Annotated in this window: 25 protein-coding genes; 14 read left to right on the top strand and 11 right to left on the bottom strand. The window is 54.5% G+C overall.

Annotated features, from left to right (window positions below):
- Positions 1-268: 268 nt before the first annotated feature.
- The 7 genes from AC6I8I_RS15920 to AC6I8I_RS15890 form a co-directional block, all read right to left on the bottom strand.
- Complete coding sequence (locus AC6I8I_RS15920) at positions 269-991, bottom strand: PFL_4669 family integrating conjugative element protein (protein WP_497828063.1); 723 nt, start codon at positions 989-991, stop codon at positions 269-271.
- 100 nt (positions 992-1,091) lie between these two features.
- Complete coding sequence (locus AC6I8I_RS15915) at positions 1,092-2,276, bottom strand: STY4528 family pathogenicity island replication protein (RefSeq protein ID WP_497817948.1); 1,185 nt, start codon at positions 2,274-2,276, stop codon at positions 1,092-1,094.
- A 90-nt stretch (positions 2,277-2,366) separates the two neighbouring features.
- Complete coding sequence (locus tag AC6I8I_RS15910) at positions 2,367-2,621, bottom strand: ParE family toxin-like protein (protein WP_064737819.1); 255 nt, start codon at positions 2,619-2,621, stop codon at positions 2,367-2,369.
- The gene (locus AC6I8I_RS15905) at positions 2,618-3,202 is read right to left on the bottom strand and encodes a DUF2857 domain-containing protein (RefSeq protein ID WP_091003683.1); all 585 of its coding nucleotides are present in this window, start codon (positions 3,200-3,202) and stop codon (positions 2,618-2,620) included. Before AC6I8I_RS15905 ends, AC6I8I_RS15910 begins: the two co-directional genes overlap by 4 nt.
- A 48-nt stretch (positions 3,203-3,250) precedes the next feature.
- Complete coding sequence (locus tag AC6I8I_RS15900; protein ID WP_497828062.1) at positions 3,251-4,777, bottom strand: ParB family protein; 1,527 nt, start codon at positions 4,775-4,777, stop codon at positions 3,251-3,253.
- Positions 4,774-6,153 carry an SPI-7-type island replicative DNA helicase gene (gene dnaB-PI / locus AC6I8I_RS15895; RefSeq protein ID WP_497817946.1) on the bottom strand — a complete coding sequence of 460 codons (1,380 nt, stop codon included), beginning with the start codon at positions 6,151-6,153 and terminating at the stop codon, positions 4,774-4,776. Before dnaB-PI ends, AC6I8I_RS15900 begins: the two co-directional genes overlap by 4 nt.
- A complete protein-coding gene (locus AC6I8I_RS15890; protein WP_497817945.1) occupies positions 6,146-7,030 on the bottom strand; it encodes a ParA family protein in 885 nt (294 codons plus the stop codon). The genes dnaB-PI and AC6I8I_RS15890 overlap by 8 nt, the downstream gene beginning before the upstream one ends.
- A gap of 581 nt (positions 7,031-7,611) precedes the next feature.
- Between AC6I8I_RS15890 and AC6I8I_RS15885 the strand changes: the two genes are divergently transcribed.
- The 5 genes from AC6I8I_RS15885 to AC6I8I_RS15865 all read left to right on the top strand — a co-directional run bounded on the left by AC6I8I_RS15885 (position 7,612) and on the right by AC6I8I_RS15865 (position 11,012).
- Positions 7,612-8,577, top strand: coding sequence for a diguanylate cyclase domain-containing protein (locus tag AC6I8I_RS15885; RefSeq protein WP_497828672.1), 966 nt, complete (start codon positions 7,612-7,614; stop codon positions 8,575-8,577).
- A gap of 759 nt (positions 8,578-9,336) precedes the next feature.
- Entirely contained in the window at positions 9,337-9,501 is a 165-nt protein-coding gene (locus tag AC6I8I_RS15880) for a con-10 family general stress protein (protein WP_031377082.1), read from the top strand.
- 332 nt (positions 9,502-9,833) lie between these two features.
- Positions 9,834-10,016, top strand: coding sequence for a hypothetical protein (locus AC6I8I_RS15875; protein WP_497828676.1), 183 nt, complete (start codon positions 9,834-9,836; stop codon positions 10,014-10,016).
- The gene (locus tag AC6I8I_RS15870) at positions 10,013-10,495 is read left to right on the top strand and encodes a YciE/YciF ferroxidase family protein (RefSeq protein ID WP_312053036.1); all 483 of its coding nucleotides are present in this window, start codon (positions 10,013-10,015) and stop codon (positions 10,493-10,495) included. The genes AC6I8I_RS15875 and AC6I8I_RS15870 overlap by 4 nt, the downstream gene beginning before the upstream one ends.
- A gap of 10 nt (positions 10,496-10,505) precedes the next feature.
- A complete protein-coding gene (locus AC6I8I_RS15865; protein WP_312053034.1) occupies positions 10,506-11,012 on the top strand; it encodes a ferritin-like domain-containing protein in 507 nt (168 codons plus the stop codon).
- 99 nt (positions 11,013-11,111) lie between these two features.
- On the opposite strand, the gene AC6I8I_RS15860 is transcribed toward AC6I8I_RS15865, so the two are convergent.
- Positions 11,112-12,770 carry an alpha,alpha-trehalase gene (locus tag AC6I8I_RS15860; protein WP_497828671.1) on the bottom strand — a complete coding sequence of 553 codons (1,659 nt, stop codon included), beginning with the start codon at positions 12,768-12,770 and terminating at the stop codon, positions 11,112-11,114.
- 372 nt (positions 12,771-13,142) lie between these two features.
- Entirely contained in the window at positions 13,143-13,994 is an 852-nt protein-coding gene (locus AC6I8I_RS15855) for an SDR family oxidoreductase (RefSeq protein ID WP_497828061.1), read from the bottom strand.
- A 103-nt stretch (positions 13,995-14,097) separates the two neighbouring features.
- On the opposite strand from AC6I8I_RS15855, the gene AC6I8I_RS15850 reads away from it, so the two are divergent.
- Positions 14,098-14,484, top strand: a complete 387-nt coding sequence (locus AC6I8I_RS15850; protein ID WP_497828060.1) for a winged helix-turn-helix transcriptional regulator — start codon at positions 14,098-14,100, stop codon at positions 14,482-14,484.
- A gap of 75 nt (positions 14,485-14,559) precedes the next feature.
- Here AC6I8I_RS15850 and yghX read toward each other — a convergent pair whose 3' ends face one another.
- A complete protein-coding gene (gene yghX, locus AC6I8I_RS15845) occupies positions 14,560-15,447 on the bottom strand; it encodes a YghX family hydrolase (RefSeq protein ID WP_497820484.1) in 888 nt (295 codons plus the stop codon).
- Positions 15,448-16,231: 784 nt separating this feature from the next.
- Between yghX and AC6I8I_RS15840 the strand changes: the two genes are divergently transcribed.
- The 7 genes from AC6I8I_RS15840 to AC6I8I_RS15810 all read left to right on the top strand — a co-directional run bounded on the left by AC6I8I_RS15840 (position 16,232) and on the right by AC6I8I_RS15810 (position 22,223).
- Positions 16,232-17,644 (top strand): cytochrome ubiquinol oxidase subunit I, encoded by a 1,413-nt coding sequence (locus tag AC6I8I_RS15840; protein ID WP_312053029.1) that lies wholly within the window; start codon positions 16,232-16,234, stop codon positions 17,642-17,644.
- Position 17,645: 1 nt separating this feature from the next.
- Entirely contained in the window at positions 17,646-18,650 is a 1,005-nt protein-coding gene (gene cydB, locus AC6I8I_RS15835; protein ID WP_497828059.1) for a cytochrome d ubiquinol oxidase subunit II, read from the top strand.
- A gap of 1 nt (position 18,651) precedes the next feature.
- Positions 18,652-18,819, top strand: a complete 168-nt coding sequence (locus AC6I8I_RS15830; RefSeq protein ID WP_312053025.1) for a DUF2474 domain-containing protein — start codon at positions 18,652-18,654, stop codon at positions 18,817-18,819.
- Between the two features lie 207 nt (positions 18,820-19,026).
- The gene (locus AC6I8I_RS15825) at positions 19,027-19,896 is read left to right on the top strand and encodes a helix-turn-helix domain-containing protein (protein ID WP_312053024.1); all 870 of its coding nucleotides are present in this window, start codon (positions 19,027-19,029) and stop codon (positions 19,894-19,896) included.
- A gap of 279 nt (positions 19,897-20,175) precedes the next feature.
- Entirely contained in the window at positions 20,176-20,331 is a 156-nt protein-coding gene (locus AC6I8I_RS15820) for a hypothetical protein (protein WP_227021938.1), read from the top strand.
- Positions 20,332-20,826: 495 nt separating this feature from the next.
- A complete protein-coding gene (locus tag AC6I8I_RS15815) occupies positions 20,827-21,609 on the top strand; it encodes a siderophore-interacting protein (protein WP_497828058.1) in 783 nt (260 codons plus the stop codon).
- A 77-nt stretch (positions 21,610-21,686) separates the two neighbouring features.
- On the top strand, positions 21,687-22,223 hold the full coding sequence (locus AC6I8I_RS15810; RefSeq protein ID WP_312053018.1) for a PadR family transcriptional regulator: 537 nt from the start codon (positions 21,687-21,689) through the stop codon (positions 22,221-22,223).
- A 34-nt stretch (positions 22,224-22,257) separates the two neighbouring features.
- Here AC6I8I_RS15810 and AC6I8I_RS15805 read toward each other — a convergent pair whose 3' ends face one another.
- On the bottom strand, positions 22,258-22,554 hold the full coding sequence (locus tag AC6I8I_RS15805; RefSeq protein ID WP_312053017.1) for an Rdx family protein: 297 nt from the start codon (positions 22,552-22,554) through the stop codon (positions 22,258-22,260).
- A 238-nt stretch (positions 22,555-22,792) separates the two neighbouring features.
- Here AC6I8I_RS15805 and AC6I8I_RS15800 point away from each other — a divergent pair, with 238 nt between their 5' ends.
- On the top strand, positions 22,793-25,165 hold the full coding sequence (locus tag AC6I8I_RS15800) for a TonB-dependent receptor domain-containing protein (protein WP_497828057.1): 2,373 nt from the start codon (positions 22,793-22,795) through the stop codon (positions 25,163-25,165).
- Positions 25,166-25,204 lie beyond the last annotated feature (39 nt).

The raw sequence follows: 25,204 nt of genomic DNA, 5'->3' as shown, positions 1-25,204 counted from the left end.
GCGCCAGCAATTGCCAGCGCTCAGGGCCTGCACGCAGACCGATGGTGTATTCGTTACTCCGGGAGTTGAAGCTCCGGCGCGGTTTTCACGGAGGGCGTGCGCCTTACAGACCAAATCGGATGTGCGGTGATTTGCCTGCCGGACTGATGATTTTCTGTCCCCGTAAAAGACATCCAACCATCCCGCAGTCACGGGGTGCTACATCGAAGCCTGTTAACCTTATCAGCATCGCTGAGGACATAAAAGGCTTTGCTGAAGCGCCGGAAAGTTATTCAGAAGCTTCACTATTTTCCGCCAGCTTTTTCAGGTTCGGTGAGAAGGTAGAGAGCATTTTTCCCGCCATAACATCCAGATCAACGTCACACAACAGCTTGACGGCTTCGCTGGCAATCACTGTCTTCTGTTCCAGATCGGCGCGCGTCACAGCGAACGAACGATAGTGCTGTGCGACGCCATACACCTTGCGCACCAGATGGCCGCCATTGCTGAGCATTTCATCGCGCTCTTTTCCGCTGATCAGCCCGTAATGGGATGCCTGGAACACCTTCATTGCCAGTTGATCGTAACCAACCAACAGCCAGACGCAGCGATAACCCAGCGGCGTGCGGCTGAAGACGCCAATATTGAGCGGCGACACCGACGATACATCCGTCAGTGAGATCCGCGCAGGGATGGCTTTAAGCGTCGCTTCCAGCTCATCGACCAACTTCTGGATCTCAGTGGTCGCCAGATCCAGCGCGTTCTCCAGCTTTAACAGCGCCATATCTGCATAAGGATTATCACCTTCGGCGTCACGGCTCATCAAACCAGCGCGCTGAATCACGCGCGGCATGCTGAGGATTTGTGGTCTGCCACGTTCGCGCAGGTCATCAGGTTGGCGTCGGCGGCCTTCCCACAATCGAATCGCATAATGCGAGTGCAGTTCAATGGTCAAAGAGGAGCGTAACGCGCCTGCTTTGGCCGTATCGGTTTCGTTCTTTTCTTCAGCCATTTCCCACTCCATATAGTTGATGATGCTGCGCCAGTTTTCAGGAGCGTTAAGGCAACATCTATCGTAAAACCATTCACACAACTGCCAGTTATCTGGCTCACTAGCTGTTCAGGCGTTGCCGTATCGATTGCACGATCTCAGCGATGTCAGCGACAGAGCTGGTTGCCCTAGCCGTCGGTTCCGGTTGTGCCGGTTTAGTCGGTACGGCGACAGGCGAAGGGTCTGCAACGTGAGTGAACTGGCCGGTTCTCGCTTTTTTGATAATCGCCAGCATCCAGCCAGTCGGGTTCTGAATTGAACCGGCATCGAGATTCTGGCCAAGTTGGTGAAGCAGCTGCTGGGACTGCTCAGCGGGCAACGCGGCCAGCCGTTGCTCAAGCATGGCGAGATCTTCCTGGCTGAAACGCTGCCGGTAGCGTTCGGGGATGAGTTCCGATGTTGGCGCAGCCGGTGTATACGTGTTTTTTTTCACACCTTGTGTAAAACAACGTACGTTACCGTTCGGATTCCGAACTCCGGGCCGAAGCCTTGATATCAGCGAGGGTTCGGAAACCGAACTCAGTGAATTTGCATGCGCCGGTATACTGGGTCCGGCTTCCGAACTCGGTGTTTTTATACCCGGTTCGGAAACCGAATCCGGGGAAATAGGCTTCTTGGCTGCGGCCATTTCCTGCGGCGTTTGTGGCTTGGCCAGACGACTTTCGATCTGGCTAATATGGCTTTTGCAGTGGCGCATCTGTGGGTCATTTTTGATTTCATCCAGAACCTGCAGCGCGGTTTGCTTGATGGTTTTATTGCCGCTGCGGCACGCTTCAGCGACGGTATCGAGCCACGCCGGGTCCATGATTTCAGCATCACAGCAGGTGAGCGGTTCATCGTGTTGCGCATAGATATTGCCGCGCACGCGACCTTGATCGTCACGAACGCGCTTGCACAGGCTGAGCCAGCCGGTGAGCCGCAACATCATCAGCACGCGGCTGACTGTTTCGCGCGACGCCTTGCCTTTATGTGGGGAAGCGAGCTGCAGCTGCAGCTCGTCATAGCTGGGGAATACTGCGCCGTGATTTTGCTGCGCGTACAGCCTGATCATCATCCACGCCATTTTATCGAGCGGTGAGAGCCGCGTATCAAGCAGCAGCTGGCGCGGATAAGCATCCTGCACATTGCCGAGATAGAGCAAACCGCTGCGCAGCTGCGAGACGCCATCGTCACTGGACTTTTCCGCCAGGCGCGCCTGCATTTTTTCCATCGTGAAAGCGATTAAGCTGTCAGAGGGGAGATTCATGTCATTTCCTTTTGCCGCCGATCGCTACGTGCCATCGGGTGAATGCTGTTATTGCTGCACCCCGCCAGGGATACAGAGTGACAACACTCGCTATTTCCAGATCGCCTTGCTGTATCTCTCATGCGTCATCAGCTCCCAGTCTTTGCCACTGTTTTTGCTCAACAGCCGCCAGAACAGACCAATGTCGATTTTGAGATAGTCCGCTCCATTCGCTTTGATGCGCGTGAAGTTGTTCTTGCCGCACCGGAACAGCGTCAGTTGCCTCACCGCTTTACGGCGGCAGGGCTCTGGCACGTTGACCGGCGCGACAAGTCCTTCCGTCAGCGTCTGGTTGCGTTGACTCATGCCATCTTCCGCATGGCTGCGGGCTCAGGCTTTTTGTTGCTGTGCCAGCCATGAACGGCGTGCCAGATAGCGGTGAGCGACAAGTCCATCTGCTCGGCGCACAGCATCATCACGTCGAGGCCATCAGCGCTGTCGGGATCGTCAATGCTGGCTTTCTGCCACTTGCGCCAGATCTCGGCGTTGTCCTCGTCGTTGAGCACCACGCCGCGCCCCTTGCGCACTTCGATACCGGCCATGCGGCGGCGTGCGGCGACTTCAACTGTAGAAAGGCCGAAGTAGTGCTGCATCAACTCGATAGAGCCGTTGAGCGCCAGCGCGCGATCGATGCGCTGCAGGCGTCTTTGCTCACGCCGTGCCTGCTGTAGCATCAGCGACAGGTTTTCGTGGTGGATGCGGAAGGTCAGCACCGATACCGGGCTGTTCATCAGGTAGTGCAAATCTTCAATGGTGAGGCCATGAAGCATCTGCATTTCCTCTGGCATCAAACCCAACGCTTCGCAGCGGCGGATGTAGCCTGACTTGAGTTCCATCACTAACTGGGTAAGCAGGCCGTTGGTGGCCTGAGACAAGCTGTTACTCATCATCGTGATCTCCGGTTTTCAGTAATCTCAATCGACTAAACATGCCGCTCAGCTCTGGCGCTGCAGCTCGCGTAGCCGCCGCAACGTGCGGATTAACTTCATGAAAGTTTGGGTAAGGTCATCATTAAAGCGCGGTTCGGCATCGCTGCTGCCGATCAGCAGCTCGCGCATCAGATCAGGTGAGTCTTCATCGCATGCGCCGCCAGCCAGCGAGGAAAGCAGGCATGAAATCGGCGAGGCGCTGAGCTCTTCGTCAATGCGATAGCCAGCAGAAGCCGCGCTGTTATCCGGTATGACGGCTTCGCCATCGCTGTCCGAATCGGCCAGTTCAAAGGCAAGGCGAAAAGCGATATTGCGCAGGTGATCGGCATCGTCCTGCAGAGTGGGGATGGACCAGAAATCTGGTGCAGCTGATTGAGTGTTGCCACTGGCAACATCAGAAACCGCCCCGGAAGTGTTGCCAGTGGCAACAGTAGAACTCGGCTCAGAGGTGTTGCCAGTGGCAACAGTGGAATTAGGTACGGAAGTGTTGCCACTGGCAACACCTGGCGTGATAGGTGGTGGAGTTGGCTTGCGAACCGGCGCAGGCGCGCGCGGTGCTGTTTCCGGTTCAGACTGTTGGTTTTGCTGCTGTAGCTGCGGTGCAACCGGTTCGGGTTCGCCAAACAGCTGGCGACGGTTTTGTTCACTGGGATCAAGTTCAATTAGCCAGCGGTCGTAGTTGAGCGATGGATGCGGCAACGCGCTGACTAGCTCGCCAATAAACTCGTCGCGGAACATCTCCAGCGACCAGCTCTCCGGCGAATTGAAATGCGGGCATACCTTAGTCATCACGTTCTCAAACGTCACATCCGGTTTTGCTTCAGCCGCATAGTGATTCCACAACTTCTCGGCATCGCTGCGCAGTACCAACAACGCATTGATTTGCGGGCGGCCAAGACCGGACTCCAGCAGCGCCGGTAAATGCGGATAGAGATGACGGACGCAGCTGTCCATGCGGCTCAGGCTGGAGTAACTAACTGGATAGCCTTGATCTGTCAGCGCCGTTGCCAGCTCACGCAGGGAAACCGCTTTGCCCGATTCATCTTCAATGATTTGGCGGGCATTGCGGATGCCGATCGCTTTCTCGATAAAGCTCAGTTCACCCCGCAGCTCGTTTTCTGCCAGATGACCAATCACGCATTTGATGCGCCCCGGCCACGGTTTGAACAGGCAATGCACGCGGTAGAAATGTTCACTATGCGTCTCTGCCCAGAGCTCACTCAGCGCCTGGTAACGCGTGTTGCCGCCGTCACTGAAGATGTAAGAGCCGGGATTGTCGGGATCGAGCGTGACTTTCGGTACGGTATCGAGGCCACGCGCGCGAATCGATGCCTTAATATCGTCGAACCGGGGATTGCGGCTGGTCCGTGGGTTATCTGGGTTGGGGCGTAACTGATCTAACGTCAGCACCATTGGCATTTCGCTGCCAGGCGCATCGGGTGTTGCCACGGTTAATGTTGCCTCAGCCTGACGACCGCGCTTTAAAAGCGCATCGGTCAGATCGGTTGTGCGCTGTTTTGCCATCGCTGTCATGCCTGAGCCCTCCCATAACCAAAGTGATAGGAGTTGTTTTCAGTATTAGAAAAGCGTGTGTAGCGGCCATCGTAAGCGGTTTTAACCGTGCCGATGGGGCCCTGACGTTGCTTGCCGATGATGATTTCGGCAATGCCTTTTTCAGTGGAGTTCTCGTTGTAAACTTCATCGCGATAGATGAAGAGAATCAGATCGGCGTCTTGTTCCAGCGCGCCAGAGTCACGCAGATCGCCGTTGTTTGGCCGCTTATTGGGGCGCGATTCAACCTGGCGATTGAGCTGGGATAACGCGACCAGCGGACATTTCAGTTCTTTGGCCAGCGCTTTCAGGCAGCGCGAGATCTCTGAAATCTCCTGCGTGCGGTTCTCCTGCTCAGGCGCGCGCATCAGCTGCAGGTAATCAACCAGAATCAGACTCGGTTGTCCGTATTTGCGTATATAACGTCGCGCGCGGGCACGTAACAGTGCCGGAGTCTGATCGCTGTTTTCATCGATAATCAACCGATCTTTCCAGGCGGTGACGCGCTCCATTGCCATACTTATTCTGGCCCAGCATTCATCATCGAGCTGGCCGCTGCGCAGCAAATTCAATTCAACCTGGCCCAGCATCGCAACCAGCCGCATCATCAGCTGCTCAGCGGGCATTTCCAGGCTGAAGCAGAAGACTAAATTACTCTCCAGCGCATCCAGTGCCGCTTCGCACATCGCTAAAGCCAGCGCCGTCTTGCCCATTGAAGGACGCGCGGCCAGCAGAATTAAATCGCCCGCCTGCAAGCCACAGGTCATCTGGTCGAGCTCTCTAAAACCCGACGGTGTGCCGGTGATGCCATTGCCGCCGGTGGTCTCCTCTAGCCGGGTAAGCAATTGCGACATGCCATCGAGAACAGTGATTTCCTGGTGTTGGCGCGCATGGCCTTTCTCGGCAAGCTGGAACAGCTGGCTTTCGGCGACCTCGGTAATGTTGTTGGCGGTGGCGTTGGGAAGCTGCACATCGCGCGTAAGTTGGTTGCCAAGCACATACAACTGACGCAGCTGGCTTTTTTCGGCAATTATCCTGGCGTAGGCGAGGATGTTGGCGGCGCTCGGGGTGTTTTTGCTCAGCTCGGCGAGGTAAGCAAATCCACCACACTGATCGATAAGGTTGTGTCGTTCCAGCAGTTCGCTGAGCGTGATCAAGTCGAACGGGCTGTTGCCTTTGGCCAGCTCGTCGATCCCTTTGAAAATCGAGCGATGTGGGCCGGAGAAGAAGTCTTCGCGTTGAATAAGCGTGACGACATCATCCCAGCGATCGTTATCAAGCATCAGCGCGCCCAGCACTGCCTGCTCAGCATCGATGGAATGCGGCATTTCGATTGGATAATTGCTGGACTTAGACATGATTCACCTCCTTCACCGAGCGTGAAAGAAGCGCACCAAACTGATTGCGCCATTCAGGGAACAATTCACATGCCAGGTTGTGCATAGTTTGCAACGCCGAATCGCTTTTGCGGCGGGTCTGCGTTTCAAGCCGGTGCGCAGGCTCGCCAGCAAAGTGGCCTGCTTTATAGATGTCGAGATCGTAGATTTGGGTGTTCAGCAACGACACGGAGATCTCATCGGCGTAGGGACTATATTTCCCTTCGCTGACAATCGTCTCCAGTTGCCCGAGTGTGGTTTTGGCCAGCGAGGTGTAATCCATGCAATTCACCAGAATGCGAATCGCCGGAAGCGCGATGCCGTATGAGGAGAGCGATCGCAGCTGCTCGAACATCGCTATGGCACCGCGCAGAAATTCACGGATATCGGGCAGCACTGGCTTCACTATGCCAATGGTGGTGTCGGTGGCAGCGAGCGCAATAAGCTCCAACATCACCGAACGCGCGCCCTGTGAATCAATGATGATGACGTCGTACTCATTGAACAGCGGATGCTGCAGCACGTTGCGCATCCGCAGCCGACCATCCGGCGCGTGCAGCATGGCAGTCAGCAAGTGGGCTTGCGGGTCGTTGGAGATGATGACATCGAGATTGGGGATGAAGCTGTTGGAGATTATGTTGTTGGATTCACTGAGATCGACCGACTGCATCAGAAGTTCGTAGATGCCGCACGGCGCTTCATAGGTGAGTTGATAGATGCTGCTGGCAGTAGGCTGGCCGAAGTCACCATCGATTAAAAGCGTCTTCAGTCCTGCATCAGCGAGGAAGCCACAGAGGTTTGCGGCTTGCGTAGATTTGCCTTCTCCACCTTTGGTGGAAATTACGGGAAGTATTTTCATTTTGCACATCCGAAGTAAGTTCGAACATGCATCTCGTCAACTATGTAAAAACCCGTTTAACGACTCATTTTCCCGCCCAGAATCCACCTTAAACTCTCAGCAAGGGGATTGAAAATCCCCGTGTCCCTGGTTCGATTCCGGGTTCGGGCACCATCTTTAAAGAACCCGCCTCTGGCGGTTTTTTGCATTTCAGGACGGCGAACCCGGCTTCGAAGGTTCGATGTACTCGCCACTTCCCTGTGGCTCGCCCTGCGGGTCCGCACGCCAGCGTGCGATGCAAAAATGCTCCCGGCATTTTTGTCCGGGTTCGGGCACCATCTTTAAAGAACCCGCCTCTGGCGGGTTTTTGCTTTTCAGAGCAACGAACCCGGCCACTCGCTCTTTTTTACAGCGGTATTGACTGAACAGATTTCACCGGGAAACTAATTTCTCAGCCCGCCTCTATGCTGTAACGTCAGGGCCGGGCCGCCTGATATCCTGTCCAGCCTGCAATTCGCCGCGCCTAATCGTGTTTTATAAGCCTCCCTTTACAGAATCATGCGTACAGGCACAATAGCCTCTTTAACTCCTCTGTTATGGCTATGTCAGAAGAAGCGCTGCGACTACAGATACAAAACCTGAAAAAGCATAATGCGCGACTGAAGCGTATAGCCCATGACGCCCGTAACAAACTCAACGCAGCGCTTGATGGGACCGGTCTGTTCCTGTGGCAACTGGATATCCCCAGCGGCAAGCTGGTGATCTTCAACCGACGCTGGGGCGCGATGCTGGGCTTTCAGCCAAAGGAAACCGACGCCACTTTCGAATCCTGGAAAGAGAGCCTGCATCCCGATGATGCCGCTGAGGTATTAAAAGCGTTTAACGATCATATCGCCGGTAAAGCCCCCTATTATGAAGCGCTGCACCGGATGATCGCTAAAAATGGCAGCATTACCTGGGTGCTGGATCGGGGACGGGTCAGCGAGTGGGATGAACAAGGCCGGCCGCTGAAGGTCACCGGCACCCATATCGACATGACCAAAGAGAAGCAGTATGAGGAGCAACTCGCGCTGCTGGCACTGCACGATCCGCTGACCATGCTGACTAACCGCCATGCGCTGCAAAATCATTTTCGCCAACTCAAAGCTCAGGGACCCCTGTGCGTCGCGTTTATCGATTTAGATAATTTCAAACACGTTAACGATACGCTCGGTCACCGCAGCGGCGATGAAGTCCTGATCCTCCTCAGTCAGCGTTTTATCGACGCTTGTCCGCCAGCGGTCATCATTGGTCGTCCGGGTGGAGATGAATTTGTGCTGCTGATGCCGTTTACGCTGCACAATCCGCTGGTCAGTCAGCTGGCGCATGCCTGTCTGGATGCTGTTCTGACGCCATTTGATATGGCCAATGGCCATGCGATGATTGGTGCATCGATTGGTGTGGCTCAGGTGCAGAAAAAAGATGATTTTGATTCTGCCCTGGCGCGCGCGGACGAAGCGATGTATCGCATTAAGAAAAGTGGTAAGCGCGGTGTCGCATTTGACCCGTTCTTTCCCGATCCTGCCTGAGTTTTCATTGCTGCCTTACACTCGTCAGAGCGAATCGTGCCGTCAACTGAACCGGTACGAGGCTGGCTGACGGGTTAGCAACATCCCCTAATCCAGCCAGACTGCCTCTCTTTTCACTGTTTGTTTAGTGCGCTTTCACACAAAAAAACATTTTTAGTATTAATCCGAGAAAAAACAGCCAGTCATTATACAAAACATTTTTTACGCTTCGCTTATATAAAACGCTTCTCCGTCCCGCTTTTAGCTCTCTGCTTATAAATTTTTACCGGTAAACAGGGTTATTTGATCATTTATTGATCAATCCGCTCAGCTTTTATCTGGTTTTAATCTTAACTCACGCTTCGCTTATTTTTTACAAAATTGAAATCTCTTTGAAACCGCTTTCACGCTTCGCTTAGGTAAATTGATCGTTTGTTGATCATCTTCACTAACTGTTTTGAGTGGCGATGTTATCCCACCGCTTCGCTTATATTGTTTTCAATTGGACTTTTTTTAAAAATGATCGATTAATGGAGTTCGCAATTGCTCTGGAAAGGCCTTTGATTTTCCATGGCGCTTTTTTCAGTGGTTATGAAGATTAGTTGCGGAGCTTTATCAGCCAGTAAAGCTAATCGCCATAAATTAACCAAAATCGGCAGGGGTTTTCTATTTGACCGGCTTGATAGACGGAATTTTATGGCTACATTTATATTTGCTGAATCGGCCTGATGAAGCATCAACTGTGCTATTTCTATTATTAAATCCAATGAGGAACACAGAATGACTCAATATCGTGGTGGAGCGGGAAATTTTGCTGCGGACAGAGAGCGTGCGGCTGAAGCGGGACGTAAAGGGGGCCAGAAAAGCGGCGGTAACTTTAAAAATGATCCCGAGCGCGCCATTGAGGCGGGTCGGAAAGGAGGCAAAGTAAGTCGCCGGAGCTGAACGTCTTTAACTCTGCTGTAACAGCAGTTACCATCAGTTCGCTGGGCAATGTTAAATCTATTTAATTCTCCTGCATGATAATTACTGCCAGCATTATGCCAGTGCTTAATCAATAGCGGTGGCAGAATAGTCGATTGAACCGGAAGGGATAACCCCTTCCGGTTTTTTTATTTCTTATGCTTTTAAGTTGTACAGATTAATAAGACGTTGTACAGGTCAGGCTGCCGGTTAGATTTTATGACTGGTTTTTTAACGGCTCGAATTTATACAGGCTAACTTTTATTTGTACAGGTTTCCTGTCTTAGCGAAGCCGTAATAACAAAAAACATCAGATGGCTAACGTATTGCTGCAAAAAGAAAAATGCATTTTGCATGCTACTTCTGGCTTAAATTCGTACCGACGCGGCGTGCGATATAAAAAATCTCCGCTAGAATTTTTAGGTGTCAACGATACGACTGGCGTTGCGTTATTTCTGACTTACCGCAACTTTTCAATCAATGAGGCTATCTTATGACAATTAAAACGCTAAACGATCTTTTCATCCATGATTTGTCTGATGTTTACAGCGCTGAGAAACAGATAACTCGTGCATTGCCGAAAATGGCACGCGCTGCCAGTGATGAAAAACTTATCGCTGCGTTTAATCAGCATCTTGAAGAGACACGTGGCCAAATCGAACGGCTGGACGAGTTAGTGGAAGCCACGCCAGAGGTAAAAATCAAGCGAATGAAATGCCATGCGCTTGAAGGTCTGGTTGAAGAAGCGCAGGAAATCATTGATTCGGTAGAGAAGGGTGAAGTGCGCGATCAGGGCTTGATTGGTGCGGCACAAAAAGTTGAGCACTATGAAATTGCTACCTACGGCACCCTGCATGCGCTGGCATTGAAGCTGGGTTACACCCAGGCGGCAAAACTGCTGGAACAGACCCTGAATGAAGAGAAGCAGACGGATGTGAAGCTCACTTCGGTGGCGGAATCCATTACTGTGTCTTAAGGAGTAGCAAATGACTGCAATCGAAAATTATCATGACTGGCTGCGCGATGCGCATGCGATGGAAAAGCAGGCTGAAAGCATGCTGAGCAAAATGTCTGGCCGCCTGGAGCATTACCCGGCGCTGGAACAGCGTCTGGCTCAGCATCTGGAAGAGACCAAACATCAGCTCAGGCTGCTGGAGCAGCTGCTCGACACCCACGGCATTGATCATTCAGTGATGAAAGATGTGATGGGCAAAGTGGCCGCGACCGGCCAGGCAGTAGGCGGCATGTTCAATTCAGATGAGGTGGTAAAAGGCGCTATCAGCGGTTATGTCTTCGAAAATGCGGAGATCGCCAGCTATACCAGCCTGATTGCCGCAGCTGAACAGGTCGGTGATGCCGAGGGCGTCAGAGTGCTGACCGAGATTCGTGAGCAGGAAGTGGCGATGGCCGAGTGGCTGCTTCAGCATCTGCCTGAGGTAACGCAACAGTTCCTGCAGCGTGCGGCACAGCCAGGTGTTGAAGCTAAGAAATAATATCCAACGCGAAAAAAAGCCGGGCAAGCCCGGCTTTTTTGTGGCTGGCTGTCAGATGAAGCGGTTAACCTTACCCGACGCCGATACACCCGAACTGGCTTAATCCGCCATCAGATGGCCATACATGGTCATCAGCCGACGCGTAACGCCGTTGGTCCAGCCGAAGCCATCCTGCAACGGATATTCGCCGCCGCCGCCAGGACGGGCGCGATCGCCGCTGATGTCATATTTCTCGACCAGTTTGTGGTGCAGCTGATAGAAATTATTTACCGTATTCAGCCAGTTCACCGCGATTTCACTCGCCAGCGTCTCTTCGCCATAGTTATTCAGGCCGACAATCGCCATCCACTGCATCGGGGCCCAGCCGTTGGGTTTATCCCACTGCTCGCCGCTTTCCACCATAGAGGTCAGCAGACCGCCGTTGCTCAGCAACAGGTGACGCAGCGCAATCGCCTGCAGATGCGCCTGATGCGGCGTGGCTAAGCCGACAAACAGCGGAACCACCGAGGCGGCGGTAAACGCACCGAAGCGTTCATGACGCCAGTCATAGTCGCGGAACACGCCAGCCGTGCTGTCCCACAGATAGCGGGTAATTGCACGTTTACGCGCCTCGGCTTTTTTCTGCCAGGCCAGCGCCGTCAGCTCTTCACCTTTGGCGTGCGACAGCGTCGCAATCATCAGCTCAAGCTTGTAGAGAAACGCGTTAAGGTCGATCGGGATAAACTGGGTTGTCCGGATACTCGACAGGCGTTTCGGGTTGCGCAGCCAGCGTGACGAATAGTCCCAGCCTGATGCCGCACCGGCACGCAGGTCGCGATAGACTTCGCTCGCCGGACGTTTAGACTGGCGCGCTGTTTCCACATCCTCGATCCATGATTCGTCGCGTGGCGTATCGCGGTCGTCCCAGTAGCGGTTCAGCAGCGAACCGTTCGGCATCCGCACCACGTGGCGGTAGGCCTGGTTCGGCATCAGTGAACCGGCACCGTCCATCCAGAACTGATACTCCTTCATCAGCTGTTCCTGATAACGCTTGGCACCGCGTACGCCATCTTCTTCAAACAGCTCGACCATCAGCGCAAACACCGGCGGCTGAGAGCGGCTGAGATAATAGGTGCGGTTACCGTTTGGCACATGGCCATAGTTATCAATCAGCCAGGCGAAGTTATCCGCCATATGGCGCAGCAGGTCATCACGACCTGACTCGGCAAGGCCGAGCATGGTGAAATAGGAGTCCCAGTAGTAGGTCTCGCCAAAACGTCCGCCCGGCACCACGTAGGGTTTCGGCAGCGGCAGCAGAGAGGAGTGCGGCATATGTTGCTGTGGCATTTTGGTCAGAACCGGCCACAGGTCATCAATATGCTCGTTCAACGTTTTATCCGGGTTGGAGACATAAAAGCTTTCATTTACGCCAGGCAGATAAAAGTGATCGGCGACAAAACGCGACAGGTCAAAATCACTGCTGCGTTTCTGTCGACGATAGCGCATCAGCACATCCAGCGGATCGTATTTTGGCGAGCAGTCGGGAAAGGTTTTGCTATCCTCGAAAATGCGCGACATCTGAACGTGTTCAAACAGTTCCAGATAACGATCGGCAGGGGTGAGCGCATCCGGAGCCGGTAAGCCTTCAATCAGCTCGGGCTCCGGTTCAGAATCCTGCATGCGATCCAGTTTCAGTTCATGGGGATCGTATTGATACTCAACTTCCGCCCCGGCACGAACCTCTTCAAGTGCATTTAGTTGCTGGCGATAAGTATTAATAGCGGCCTCCTGAGCGGTCGGGGTTGCACAAAGGACAAATTATAGCCCTCTGATGCTGCGGTACAACAATGCAGAATATCTATGAACGTAATAATAATTGTCTATTAATCGGCGTTTTTGCATAAATTCCAGACAATTCAACCAAATATGCGGTTGTTCATAAAAAACGCATTTCAGATGAATCTCTTAGTCAGCAAAAGAAAAATATTTTGTCTGAAGAAAATCGGCGTTTATTTACATTCTGTAAGATAAGCGCGGCGGAAAATAGGGTGCAAAAGATGGCATACGCAGCGCCAGAATGGCATAAAACGCGCCTCAGTCGGGCGAAAAGGGCGGGCAAATCCTGCCCGCCAGGTGGATAGCGGCTTAGTGCTACGCCAGTGCGGCACCTATCACATCCTGATAAGGTGTAGTCGGACGTCCAATCAGCTGGCTCAGCTGGTGAGAGTCATCAAACAGCCCGCCTTGCTCTGCGCCCGCATCCGAGTCGGCCAGCATCTCTGCCAGACCCTCAGGTAATCCTGCCGCCTTGAGAGCCGCGGCAAACTCCTGCTGAGACAGATTGACGTAATCCACCTTCTTACCGCTCTGCGCGGCAATCTCAGCGGCAAACTGCGCCAGAGTGTAGCTGTCGTCCCCGGCCAGTTCATACACTTTGCCCGCCTGATTATCGCGGGTCAGCACTTCGGCTGCCGCGTCGGCATAATCCTGCCGTGCCGCCGAGGCAATCCGGCCTTCGCCTGCCGCGCCAATAAAGGCATGGTGTTCCAGTGCCGGAGCGATACTGGCGGCATAGTTTTCACTGTACCAGCCGTTACGCAGCAGGGCGAACGGTATGCCGGAAGCCTGCAGCAGCGCTTCGGTCGCGCGGTGCTCAACGCCCAGTCCCAGCGGAGAGCGATCGGCGTGCAGCAGGCTGGTGTAAGCGATAAAACTCACACCGGCGGTGCGGGCAGCCTCAATCACCGCTTTATGCTGGGCTTCACGCTGGCCCACTTCACTGCCGGAAATCAGCAGCAGCTTGTCGACGCCAGCAAATGCGGTGACCAGCGTTTCAGGCTGGCCATAATCGGCCTGACGAACCACGACGCCACGCGCAGCGAGATCGGCCGCTTTGGCTGGCGTACGCACGGCGGCAACGATTTCGTCCGCCGGGACTTTTTTCAATAATGCATCAATCACTAAACGGCCAAGCTGGCCGGTGGCACCGGTTACTGCAAACATGGTATCGCTCCGATTATTTCGCTGTTGGTAAAATCAATCCTGGGCTATAAACTAACTTTTCGTAAGTACTTACAGATGAGTTAGTATGGGGTTTGCAAAGTAAATGTCTGAAAAACTGAGTGAAAAATTTATTCGGGGGGAATTGCTGAATGTGAATTGCCCCTCGCGCGAGGTGCTCAAACGAGTCACCAGCCGCTGGAGCGTCCTGATTCTGCTGGCATTGCAGGATCAAACGCTGCGCTTCAGCGCGCTACGGCGGGTAGTCGGCGGCGTCAGTGAGCGAATGCTGGCGCAGAACCTGCGTCATCTGGAAGAGGATGGCTTCGTGCAGCGCATCGCCTACGATGTGGTGCCTCCCCACGTGGAATATTCTCTGACGCCGCTTGGCCGTGAAGTGAGTGAGCAGGTGGTCGGACTGGCCGACTGGCTGGAGGTCAATCTGGGCCGGATTCTGGCGCAGCGTGAAAAAGCTCAGGCGGAGAGAGAGTAAGTCCACGCTCAGCAGGCGCAGCGGCGCTGCTTTCCGCCGCATCTGCTCGCCGCTGACGCCCGCCAGTCGCGTGGGTCAGTGCAGATATTTTTCAAACCAGGCCAGAGTTCTTTGCCACGCCAGTTCCGCCGCCGGTTTATCGTAACGCGGCGTGGAATCGTTATGGAAACCGTGATTCACGCCGGGATAAAGGTGGGCCTGATAGATCTTATGGTGCTGCTTAAGCGCCGCCTCATAGGCGGGCCAGCCGGCATTAATGTTGTTATCCAGCGCGGCATAGTGCAGCAGCAGCGGAGCCTGGATGCGCGGCACATCTTCCGCTTTCGGCTGCCGGCCATAAAAAGGCACTGCGCAGGCCAGTTCCGGAAAAGCCACCGCCGCCGCATTGGCAACGCCGCCGCCATAACAGAAGCCGGTAATCCCCACTTTTCCGCTCGCCTCCGGATGTTCGATTAAGAACGTCAGCGCGGCGAAGAAATCGTTCATCAGCCGGGCCGGATCGACCTTCGCCTGTAAGGCGCGTCCCTCTTCATCATTACCGGGATAACCACCGACCGAACTCAGGCCATCAGGTGCCAGCGCGATATAACCCGCTTTGGCGACCCGGCGCGCCACATCTTCAATATAGGGATTCAGACCGCGGTTCTCGTGTACCACCACTACCGCTGGCGGCTTGCCTTTGGGATTGGCTGGCTTCACCAGATAACCGCGCACTTCACCATGACCCTGCGGCGAAGGGTAGTGGATATACTCTGGTTTGATGTCGGGATCGGTAAACTCAACCTGGGTCGCCAGCGCATAGTTGGGGCTGAGCATACCGAGCAGTGTCGCGCCGGTCATACCGCCAATCGCCAGTTTCCCGGCCATCGCAATAAACTCTCGTTTACTGATGCGGCCGTGGGCGTAGTAATCGTAAAGCTCCAGCAGTTCCTGCGGAAAATCCTGTGCGGTCAGACGTGCCATAGCGACTCCTTAACCCGGATAAGAGGATGTGTGCCACCTTAACAAAGCACAGCCTGAGCGCGCAGGCAACCTGTATGCAGCAGCCGATTAAAACGGCGCTAACGAAACGGCAGAGGGAAATAACTCACTCAGCCCGCCCAGGGCGAAGGCCGCTTATTAAACCGCTTCTGCTGCTACAGGCAACAGAATAACCGCCAGCGATGCGCTGGCTGTTAATTAGGGTTAATGAATTATTCCAATTTATTAACATCTGCTCAGCCGGAAAATAGCCCGATTATGCGGCTTCGCCTGCAATTTCAAACGCGTTAATAGACAATTTCAGGCAAAAAAGCAAACAAAGCGGCAGGCAAAAATATCGGGCATTCTAACCCATTAAAAAGTAAGTCTATTTCCTGGGGTTACTGTCAAATTTGACCTTTCCGGTAACAGGGTTTATAAAATAATAACACCGGAAAACAGCAGCTTGAGGGTTTTTTTTAGCTAAAGGTGGCCTAAGCTGGCGGGCATTTTTAGCAGACAAATACCATAACATTCATGTCACATAACTACGCTGTAATTAACCTTTACGCCTTATTTTTAAATAAGTAATTCCCATGAAAAACAATGATCATAATCAAAAAAGACTGTTATAGTTTTCATTAACCCGATTGTTTCTGTTTCCTCGCTGCGAATAGTTTTAAATTCGCGGCGGGAATTAATTTAAGCGCAACGAAATTAGTGCGTCAGGCTTAAGTTGTTAATTATAAGTAAATATGTGGTGTTCTATGTGGCAAAGAGGTAAGCAATGTTCGGATTAGATGCCTTTCATCTGGCGAGGATTCAGTTCGCATTTACTGTTTCCTTCCATATTATCTTTCCCGCCATCACCATCGGCCTCGCCAGTTTCCTGGCAGTGCTTGAAGGAATGTGGCTGAAAACCCGCGATCATACCTATCGCGATCTCTACCATTTCTGGTCGAAAATCTTCGCCGTTAACTTCGGTATGGGCGTGGTATCGGGTCTGGTAATGGCGTATCAGTTCGGCACTAACTGGAGCGGCTTCTCGCAGTTCGCCGGCAGTATTACCGGCCCGCTGCTGACGTACGAGGTCCTGACCGCCTTCTTCCTTGAAGCGGGCTTCCTTGGCGTCATGCTGTTCGGCTGGAATCGCGTCGGTCCCGGACTGCACTTCTTTGCGACCTGCATGGTGGCGCTGGGCACGCTGATCTCTACCTTCTGGATCCTCGCCTCCAACAGCTGGATGCATACGCCGCAGGGTTACATCATTGAGAATGGCATCGTGGTCCCGCAGGACTGGTTTAAGATCGTCTTTAACCCGTCGTTCCCGTACCGGCTGTTCCACATGTCCGTGGCGGCCTTCCTCGCCAGTGCCTTCTTTGTGGGAGCGTCAGCAGCCTGGCATTTGCTGAAAGGCAAAAATAACCCGGCAATCCGCAAAATGTTCTCGATGGCGCTGTGGATGGCGCTGATTGTCGCGCCGATTCAGGCGATGATCGGTGACGCGCACGGTCTTAACACGCTGGAACACCAGCCAGCGAAGATTGCGGCGATTGAAGGACACTGGGAAAACCCGCCAGGCGAAGCTACCCCGCTGATTCTGTTCGGTATTCCGGATATGGAGCAGGAGCGCACCAAATATGCGCTGGAAGTGCCTTACCTCGGCAGCCTGATTCTGACCCACAGCCTGGATAAGCAGGTTCCGGCGCTGAAGAGCTTCCCGAAAGAGGATCGGCCGAATTCTACCGTGATTTTCTGGTCGTTCCGCGTAATGGTGGCGATGGGGCTGCTGATGATTACCCTCGGTGTGCTTAGCCTGTGGCTGCGTTTCAAAGGGCGTCTGTATGAGTCTCGTCCTTTCCTGTGGTTTGCGCTGCTGATGGGTCCCTCCGGTCTGATTGCGATTCTGGCAGGGTGGTTCACCACGGAAATCGGCCGTCAGCCGTGGGTGGTGTATGGCGTACAGCGCACCATTGATGCGGTCTCGGCGCACGGCGACCTGCACATGAGCATCAGTCTGCTGGCCTTTATTCTGGTCTACAGCTCGGTGTTCGGTGTCGGCTACCACTATATGATGCGTCTGATTAAACAGGGACCTGAAACCGGCGAAGGGCACATTACTGAGCAGGGTGGTCCGGGCCAGAAGAAAACGCCGGCGCGTCCACTTTCGGCTGCCACATTTAAGGATGGAGACCACTAAGATGATCGATTTTTCAATTATCTGGTTCGCGATTATCGTCTTCGCCACCCTGATGTATATCGTGATGGATGGTTTTGATCTCGGCATCGGCCTGCTGTTCCCGTTCAATAAGGACGCGGGCGAGCGCGACATGATGGTGAACACCGTTGCGCCGGTCTGGGATGGAAACGAAACCTGGCTGGTGCTGGGTGGGGCAGGGCTGTATGGCGCGTTCCCGCTGGCCTACTCGGTAATTGCCGATGCGCTGTCGATTCCGCTGACGGCGATGTTGATTGGCCTGATTTTCCGTGGCGTCGCCTTTGAGTTCCGTTTTAAAGCGGTAGAAGGGCACCGGGCATTCTGGGACAAATCGTTTATCGCCGGTTCGATCCTCGCGACCTTCAGCCAGGGCGTGGCCGTTGGCGCAATGCTGGATGGTATCCCGGTTGAAGGACGTCACTTTGCCGGTTCCGCGATGGACTGGCTGTCCCCGTTCCCGCTGTTCTGCGGCGTCGGTCTGGTGGTGGCGTATGCGCTGCTGGGCTGCACCTGGCTGATCATGAAAACCGAAGATGAACTGCACCGCAAAATGTCAGCGCTGGCGACGCCGCTGGTGATCGCGCTGCTGGTCATTGTCGGCATCATCAGTCTGTGGACGCCGTTTGCACACGCCGATATCGCGCAACGCTGGTTCAGCAAGCCCAATCTGTTCTGGTTCCTGCCGGTTCCGGTGCTGGTGCTGCTCTGCTCATGGGGTATCGTGCGGGCGATCAAACGTCAGGCGCACTACTCGCCGTTCCTGCTGACGCTGGCGCTGATTTTCCTCGGCTTCTCCGGCCTGGGGATCAGTATCTGGCCTAACATCATTCCGCCGTCCGTTACTATCTGGGCCGCCGCGTCACCGCCGCAGAGTCAGGCCTTTATGCTGGTCGGAAGCCTGCTGATCATTCCGATGATTCTGGGCTACACCTTCTGGAGCTACTACGTGTTCCGTGGAAAAATCAAACCAGACGCAGGATACCATTGATATGAAAACCGAGCTCAGCAGCATGAAAAACCACAATGAGGCTAAGGCTCCCTGGTGGAAACGCGTGATGTGGCTGGTGGTTATTTACGCCGCAAGCGTGCTGGCACTGGGCGTGGTCGCTTCACTGTTCCGCATGATGATGACTGCCGCGGGTATGCGCAGTCACTGATTGTCACCGACCGTCGCCCTTTGTTCGGCGACGGTGTAGAGGTAAGGCTGACTTCGGTCAGCCTTTTTTAATTAGTCACCTAAGCAATTAATGCGAAATCGACGTCAGGCTACCGCTCCGGTCAGGCCTTTCCTTACAGACGGTCACATTTTTTGTTATTCTTTTGTGACAAATATCACCCTTCAATCCGCGTCGTAAATCGCCATTATGCTCAGTCAGGCCCTTAAAAAACAGCACATTAACGCTCTGGTAGAGTGGATAGAAGCCCATCTGACCGACGACATCAACATCGATCTGATCACCCTCAAATCGGGCTATTCCAAATGGCACATGCAGCGCATGTTCAAAGAGATGACCGGGCAAACGCTGGCGGCCTACACCCGTAAACGGCGCCTGACCATGGCGGCGATGGCACTGCGGCTGACGCGAATGCCGCTGATCGACATTGCGGTACGCTTTGGTTTTGATAACCAGCAGAACTTTACCCGGGTGTTTAAAAGCCATTTTTCCCTGACGCCCGGCGCGTTTCGGCGCATTCCTCATCTGCCAGTGAAAAACTTCCATGGCCGGATTCCGGTGCGTTCGCCGATTGAACGCGCAGCGCTGGTTGAGCGGGATGATGACCTGCTTCTGTGTGGTGAGACGCTGGAGTGGGAGTGCCAGTTTGGCGAGTACATCGCCGATCATCAGCATCGGGTGGCCGAGCAGGCGCGGCGGCTGGTGGCGCTGGCCGGCAGTCAGGCCCGGCACGGCTGGCTGGGTTTTCAGTATGGCCCCGGCCATTCATCGGCCGAACAGCAGAATATCAGCCTGTTTCAGGCGCTGGAGCCGCAGCATGCCGCGCTGCTGGAAGGGCCGCGTGAAACCTGGAGCGAGACGCGTGGACTGTATGCGCGGATTGACTGGAGTGGCACACCCGAGCAGCTGACGCGGTTCATTGCGGATATCTACTATCTGCACCTGCCGACGCTGGGCGTGGCGCGTCGCCAGGGCAAAGATCTGCTGCAGCTCGATTTTGCGCTCTGTAAATCCGACTGGCTGAGCGGTGTTTTTTCGATTCCGGTGACCCCAGCCTGAGTTCCGGCAGGCCGCATTAGCCCGATCCAGGCGGCATCAGTGAGACAAATGCATATTCCGTGCGGTAAACCGTGACAAACCGCACGATTTTATAAAATAACTTACCATTCTGGCGTAAAATCCTTCACCGAAACCCTGCTGTGCTCCATTCATCGTGCTTTCCTGGCGGGGCTGAAACAATCATCTGCATTTCCGGCCATTTCTGGCTAAAAACGATAAACGAAGAAAATTATGCGACGCTCAATGTTGTTCCTTATTTCAATGCTTTCGGCATTGCCTATGCTGGCTGCGGCTCAACTGGCAGAACCGTTCTCGCCACCTGCCGGGCTGCACCCGCATTCACAGATCTCTCAGCACGAAATTCTGGGCGACGGCCAGCTGCCGCAGCATAGCCAGAATAATCCTGCCGCATCCGGGTTTAACGACACGCTGTAACCGTTCTGCCGGTAATCGCGAGGCCGCCCAGATAACGGCGCGGCGGGCATTACCGGCAGAAAAGCTCGCCTGTCACCTGCGGTGACGGTGATAGCGCTTCTCGTCGACAACTACCTGACTGCACCATTTTCTGCCGACATGACCACTCGTCTGCATCACGTCCAGCCGACAGCGCAACCGCCCGGTTATCAATTCTGTTTATTCTCCTGCCTTCACTGAGCTGCACCAGATGCTGACTGGCCGCTATCGCTTGCCCTTTGTTGCTGACCGGCCTTTTCAATCCTGACCCGCCGTTTCATCGCTGACATTGCCACCTGACGTCGCATCAGATGTGCAGCTAAAATATATCTTAATCCGGGTCGATCGCATTTTTCGTCATTGTGTTGAAGATATATCATAGCTAACCTGAGCCACTCAGATGAGAATGATTTTGATTCCATAATTTAGCTGATGCCCTGACGTGACGGGCATTCACCCCGTTCCAGGAGAGATATTTTGCCAAACGCTAACTCTGATCGCCTTCCTCAACGCGTCCGTAACGAACTGCGCTTTCGTCATATTCAGGTGGCGAGTAAAACTAACATTGCCGGTAACTTCTGGCGCATTGAATTTAGCGGCAGCGATCTGGCGGGCTTTACTTCGCCGGGCTTCGATGACCACATTAAGGTCTTCTTTCCCGCCACCGCCGGTGAAACGCCGGTACTGCCGCAGATAACCGACCAGGGGATTGTCTGGCCAGACGGTTTGCGTCCGCTGGCCCGTGAATACACGCCGCTGGCCTTTGATGGCGTCTCGTCGCTGACGCTCGATTTTTACATTCATCAACAGGGCGTGGCCAGCGACTGGGCGAGCCAGGCGCAGATCGGCGACAGTCTGATTGTCGGCGGTCCGCGCGGCTCGCTGATCGTACCGACCGATTACGCGTTCCAGCTCTATGTCTGTGATGAGACCGGCTTGCCTGCTTTTGCGCGCCGTCAGCCTGATATTGCCGGGTCGGATCTGCACCTGTTCGCCTATGTCGATCAGGCCACCGGCCGTGACTATTTACCCGGTACGGCGGGCGTTAATCTGAACTGGCTCGGCAGCGGCCAGATGCAACTGGCGCAGCTCAGCCAGCTAACCGATCGGCTGGATCGACTGGCAATGCCGTCGGAAGATTACTTCATCTGGCTCACCGGCGAAGGCGAGTTTGTTAAAGCGCTGAGTGATTACTTCACCGTCCAGCGCGGGCTAAACAGTGATTACGTGCGGGCCGTGGCGTACTGGCACCAGAAGTAAGCGGGTCCGCCGCCTGTGTTGAATTTTGCCAGGCGGCGTTCTACCATCAATCTCCTTTTCTTCTCCCCGGGCAGGCAATGAAAGACCATTCAGCATCTTCATCTGGCGATCAATCCACGCGCGCGGGCGGTTGCGGCAGCCGGCGTAAGCGTCGGGAAAAAATGCTGGAGGCGAGTGATATTCGTCTGCTGATGCTCCATTTTCTGGCGCAGAATGCCGCGCACGGCTATGAGCTGATCAAGTCAGTGGAAGAGTTGTCGAAAGGGGAGTATTCGCCCAGTCCGGGCATCATTTATCCCAATCTGACGCTGCTGGAAGAGATGGAGGCGATTGAGGTGGTGGACGCGCAGGCCACCCGCAAAGCCTACCGGCTGACCGGGGCTGGCGAGACGCTGCTGGCCGCCAACCGCGACCAGATTGCCAGCCTGATCGGGCGTTTATCGTCACTGGCTATTCTGGTCAACAACCGCAGTATTCCGGCGGTTGAACAGGCGATTCACGAACTGAAAATGGCACTTAATACGCGACTGGCGCAGCAGGATATCTCCGAGGCCGCGCTGCAGACGCTGATCGCGGCACTGCAGGACGCGGCAGAAAAAATTACCCGTAGCTGACCTTCTCCCCCTTTGCGGGTAGCCAGCCGGCGACTTAGCTTACTTCAGGTTTGTGCTTATCAATGTGGCCCAGCGTACGATCCGGGAAACAGATGTCACGCACCCGCTGCTTCAGGCTGGTGGCGTCAGGAAAGCCGCCGTCCCGTTTACGCTCCCACAGCAGATGTTCATCAAGAGTAATCTCGAAGATACCGCCGGTGCCCGGCCTGAGCGTCACTTCCGCCAAATCGTCAGCGAAGGTGTGCAGGAGTTCCTGTGCCATCCACGCTGACCGCATCAGCCAGTTGCATTGCATACAGTAGTGGATAACGACCACAGGTTTTTGTGCCATAACTCTATTCCTTTAACGTATTGATAAATTACCGGTTAATTGTAGTTAACAAACTGTGCGCTGCAAAATAGAGTTAAATGTAAATAAGATTGATAATGATTATCAATTGCATTAAATTGCGGATCATAATTTATATTCAGAAATAAGTCCGGTTTTTACGGCTTTGATACAGAGCCGTTTTGATGATGCCAGCAAGCAAGTGAGCGAATACTAACAATTAATCAGGTAATTCGCGCCCATGTCACGACTTTTTCAGGGATTGACGCAACTGCGTCGGTGTAAACTGGCGTTATTCGCCTCTGCCATCCATGCCACCTGCAGTTATGCCGCCGGGAGTGAATCTGCTCCGCTGGCGCGCACCGATTACAGCCAAAGCCAGGCCGAAACGGTAATGACGGTCACGGCACCCGAAATCAAAAAAACGGCAGGCAGCAAAACCAGCCTGTCGGCAGCCGATCTGCAACGGCGCGGGGCCACCGATTTTGGCTCAATCATGCGTTATGAACCGCTGATCAGCGCCACCGGCGCGCAGGGGGGATCGTCTGCCGGCAAGAGCGGCTTCGATCGGGCGGGCTATACCGGCTATAACATTCGCGGGCTGGAAAGTAACCGCGTCGGGCTGGACGTGGATGGCATCCCGTTACCCCAGGCAACCGGTCGCAGTTACGTCGGACGTGCCGGGCTGGACAGTTTTGGCATTGGCCGGGACTACATCGACCCTTATCTGTTTGGCCGCATCGACATTGAAAAGGGCGCCACTGCGGTTGATCAGCCCAACACCTCGATTGGCGGCAATGTCTCGTTCCGCAACAAATCCCCCGACGATTACCTGCGTCCCGGCAAATCGACCTATTTTGGCTACCAGAGCGACTACGACTCCGCCAACCGCAGCTGGCATAACGGCCTTACCGCCGCGGCAGGCGACGATGAGCTGCGCGGTATCTTTGTCTACAGCCGCCGCGACGGCCAGCAAACCCGCAATAACAGCGACACGCTGGATGCGTATCCTGCTAACTGGCACTCCGACGCCTTTATGAGTTCCGGTATCTGGCAGCCCAACGATGCGCATCAGCTGAGCGCCACCCTCGACTACTACCACAAAACTAATCACAGCCATTACGACAGCTGGGATACCTCAGGCAATACGGTCTGGGGTACCGCACAGCAGCAGAGCGATACGCGCCGCTGGGGCATCAGCCTTGCTGATGAATACACCCCTTACAATGAGATCATCGACAGCCTGACCAGCCGTATTTACTGGCAACAAACTGAGGCGCACGACAATACCCTGATGCCGTCGAGCGCCACCGCCTGGCAAAACGTCTATTCCGATTACAACAGTGACACCTATGGAATCGACACCCGGGCGACTAAAACCCTGGGACGTCATGAGCTGAGTGGCGGACTGAATGCGCGGCAGGTGGATACCGAGCGGCCGTTCCGTCAGTCGCCGGCCCCCAGTGTTTATAGTGTCATCATGCAGCCGCAGGCCAACAGTCGCAGCTATATGCTGGGCGGCTACCTGCAGGACAAAATCAATTTTGATGCTGACGGACATAAAGCGGCGCTGATCCCCGGGGTGCGGGTGGCATACCAGAACACCAAACCGCGTGATGTCGGAACGCTGACCACCAACAGCAGCGTTCTCGATGCCAGTGAAGTCTCCGCGCTGTACGGTTCGGCCAACACCGATACTCAGGTGTTACCGTCGATCGCCTTCCAGTACGATCTCACGCCTGGCCTGATGACCTATCTGCAATATACCCGCGGGGCGCAGTTCCCCAATGACAGCCAGCTGTATGGCTCATGGAACCTCGGCTCCAGCTATGCTGGTACCGCGCAGTACGCGCTGATTGGTAACCCGGATTTAAAAACCGAGACCAGCAATAACTATGAGTGGGGCGTGAAAGGCCAGCTGACCGACGGTATTACGGTCAATGCCGCGGCGTTTTATAACGACTACAAAAACTTTATCGCCTTTACCCGCTACAGCCGCGCGGCAAATCCGGGTAAGTTCGTTAATGTCCCCGGCAACATCTACACCACTTACCAGGCGGAGAACCGCGACAAGGCGTATATCTACGGCGCGGAAATCAGCAGCATAGTGAACTTCGGCAGCTGGTTCCGGCAGGTGGATGGCCTGAGCGCCAGGCTGGCGTTTGGCTACACCCAGGGAGCGGCAAAGTCGAGCTACCTCGGCGACCGCTACATCGACCTGGAGAGCGTGGCTCCGATGAAAGCGATTGTCGGACTGGCCTGGGATGACGAGGCGCGCGGCTATGGCGCGGCCGTCACCGCCACCTTTGTTAAAGGCAAACAGGCCAGTGCCACCGACCGTAACAGTTATGCCAACAGCGGCGGCAGCCTGACAGAGTCCAGCACCGACTATATGCGGGTGCCCGGTTACGGCATGGTGGACATGACGGCTTACTGGCGGATGACGCCACAGGTCAGGCTGAGTGGTGGGCTGTATAACATCACCGATCGTAAATACCGGGATTACCTCAGCAGCCGTGAACTGACCAGTGCCACCCAGCAGGAACGCAACGATCAGGCGCTGGCGGTGATGCCGGGCCGTACTTTCCAGTTGGGCGTTAACGTCGATTTCTGATCATTGATACCCGGCGCTGATGCCGGGCATCACCATGGG

The sequence above is a fragment of the Pantoea sp. X-Soil-YNGN-775 genome (genome assembly GCF_059730575.1).
Note: the sequence above shows the minus strand (reverse complement) of the source record. Positions and strands in the feature narration are given on the sequence as shown.

What these genes read in the sequence shown, in the direction of transcription:
- AC6I8I_RS15905 (WP_091003683.1), bottom strand. Translation starts at nt 3,202, where the DNA reads ATGAGTAACAGCTTGTCTCAGGCCACCAACGGCCTGCTTACCCAGTTA.
- AC6I8I_RS15830 (WP_312053025.1), top strand. Translation starts at nt 18,652, where the DNA reads ATGAAAACCGAGCTCAGCAGCATGAAAAACCACAATGAGGCTAAGGCT.
- AC6I8I_RS15805 (WP_312053017.1), bottom strand. Translation starts at nt 22,554, where the DNA reads ATGGCACAAAAACCTGTGGTCGTTATCCACTACTGTATGCAATGCAAC.
- yghX (WP_497820484.1), bottom strand. Translation starts at nt 15,447, where the DNA reads ATGGCACGTCTGACCGCACAGGATTTTCCGCAGGAACTGCTGGAGCTT.
- AC6I8I_RS15890 (WP_497817945.1), bottom strand. Translation starts at nt 7,030, where the DNA reads ATGAAAATACTTCCCGTAATTTCCACCAAAGGTGGAGAAGGCAAATCT.
- cydB (WP_497828059.1), top strand. Translation starts at nt 17,646, where the DNA reads ATGATCGATTTTTCAATTATCTGGTTCGCGATTATCGTCTTCGCCACC.
- AC6I8I_RS15870 (WP_312053036.1), top strand. Translation starts at nt 10,013, where the DNA reads ATGACAATTAAAACGCTAAACGATCTTTTCATCCATGATTTGTCTGAT.
- AC6I8I_RS15855 (WP_497828061.1), bottom strand. Translation starts at nt 13,994, where the DNA reads ATGTTTGCAGTAACCGGTGCCACCGGCCAGCTTGGCCGTTTAGTGATT.
- AC6I8I_RS15850 (WP_497828060.1), top strand. Translation starts at nt 14,098, where the DNA reads ATGTCTGAAAAACTGAGTGAAAAATTTATTCGGGGGGAATTGCTGAAT.
- AC6I8I_RS15915 (WP_497817948.1), bottom strand. Translation starts at nt 2,276, where the DNA reads ATGAATCTCCCCTCTGACAGCTTAATCGCTTTCACGATGGAAAAAATG.
- AC6I8I_RS15880 (WP_031377082.1), top strand. Translation starts at nt 9,337, where the DNA reads ATGACTCAATATCGTGGTGGAGCGGGAAATTTTGCTGCGGACAGAGAG.
- AC6I8I_RS15800 (WP_497828057.1), top strand. Translation starts at nt 22,793, where the DNA reads ATGTCACGACTTTTTCAGGGATTGACGCAACTGCGTCGGTGTAAACTG.
- AC6I8I_RS15810 (WP_312053018.1), top strand. Translation starts at nt 21,687, where the DNA reads ATGAAAGACCATTCAGCATCTTCATCTGGCGATCAATCCACGCGCGCG.
- AC6I8I_RS15865 (WP_312053034.1), top strand. Translation starts at nt 10,506, where the DNA reads ATGACTGCAATCGAAAATTATCATGACTGGCTGCGCGATGCGCATGCG.
- AC6I8I_RS15885 (WP_497828672.1), top strand. Translation starts at nt 7,612, where the DNA reads ATGTCAGAAGAAGCGCTGCGACTACAGATACAAAACCTGAAAAAGCAT.
- AC6I8I_RS15840 (WP_312053029.1), top strand. Translation starts at nt 16,232, where the DNA reads ATGTTCGGATTAGATGCCTTTCATCTGGCGAGGATTCAGTTCGCATTT.
- AC6I8I_RS15900 (WP_497828062.1), bottom strand. Translation starts at nt 4,777, where the DNA reads ATGACAGCGATGGCAAAACAGCGCACAACCGATCTGACCGATGCGCTT.
- dnaB-PI (WP_497817946.1), bottom strand. Translation starts at nt 6,153, where the DNA reads ATGTCTAAGTCCAGCAATTATCCAATCGAAATGCCGCATTCCATCGAT.
- AC6I8I_RS15875 (WP_497828676.1), top strand. Translation starts at nt 9,834, where the DNA reads ATGGCTAACGTATTGCTGCAAAAAGAAAAATGCATTTTGCATGCTACT.
- AC6I8I_RS15920 (WP_497828063.1), bottom strand. Translation starts at nt 991, where the DNA reads ATGGCTGAAGAAAAGAACGAAACCGATACGGCCAAAGCAGGCGCGTTA.
- AC6I8I_RS15820 (WP_227021938.1), top strand. Translation starts at nt 20,176, where the DNA reads ATGCTGGCTGCGGCTCAACTGGCAGAACCGTTCTCGCCACCTGCCGGG.
- AC6I8I_RS15910 (WP_064737819.1), bottom strand. Translation starts at nt 2,621, where the DNA reads ATGAGTCAACGCAACCAGACGCTGACGGAAGGACTTGTCGCGCCGGTC.
- AC6I8I_RS15825 (WP_312053024.1), top strand. Translation starts at nt 19,027, where the DNA reads ATGCTCAGTCAGGCCCTTAAAAAACAGCACATTAACGCTCTGGTAGAG.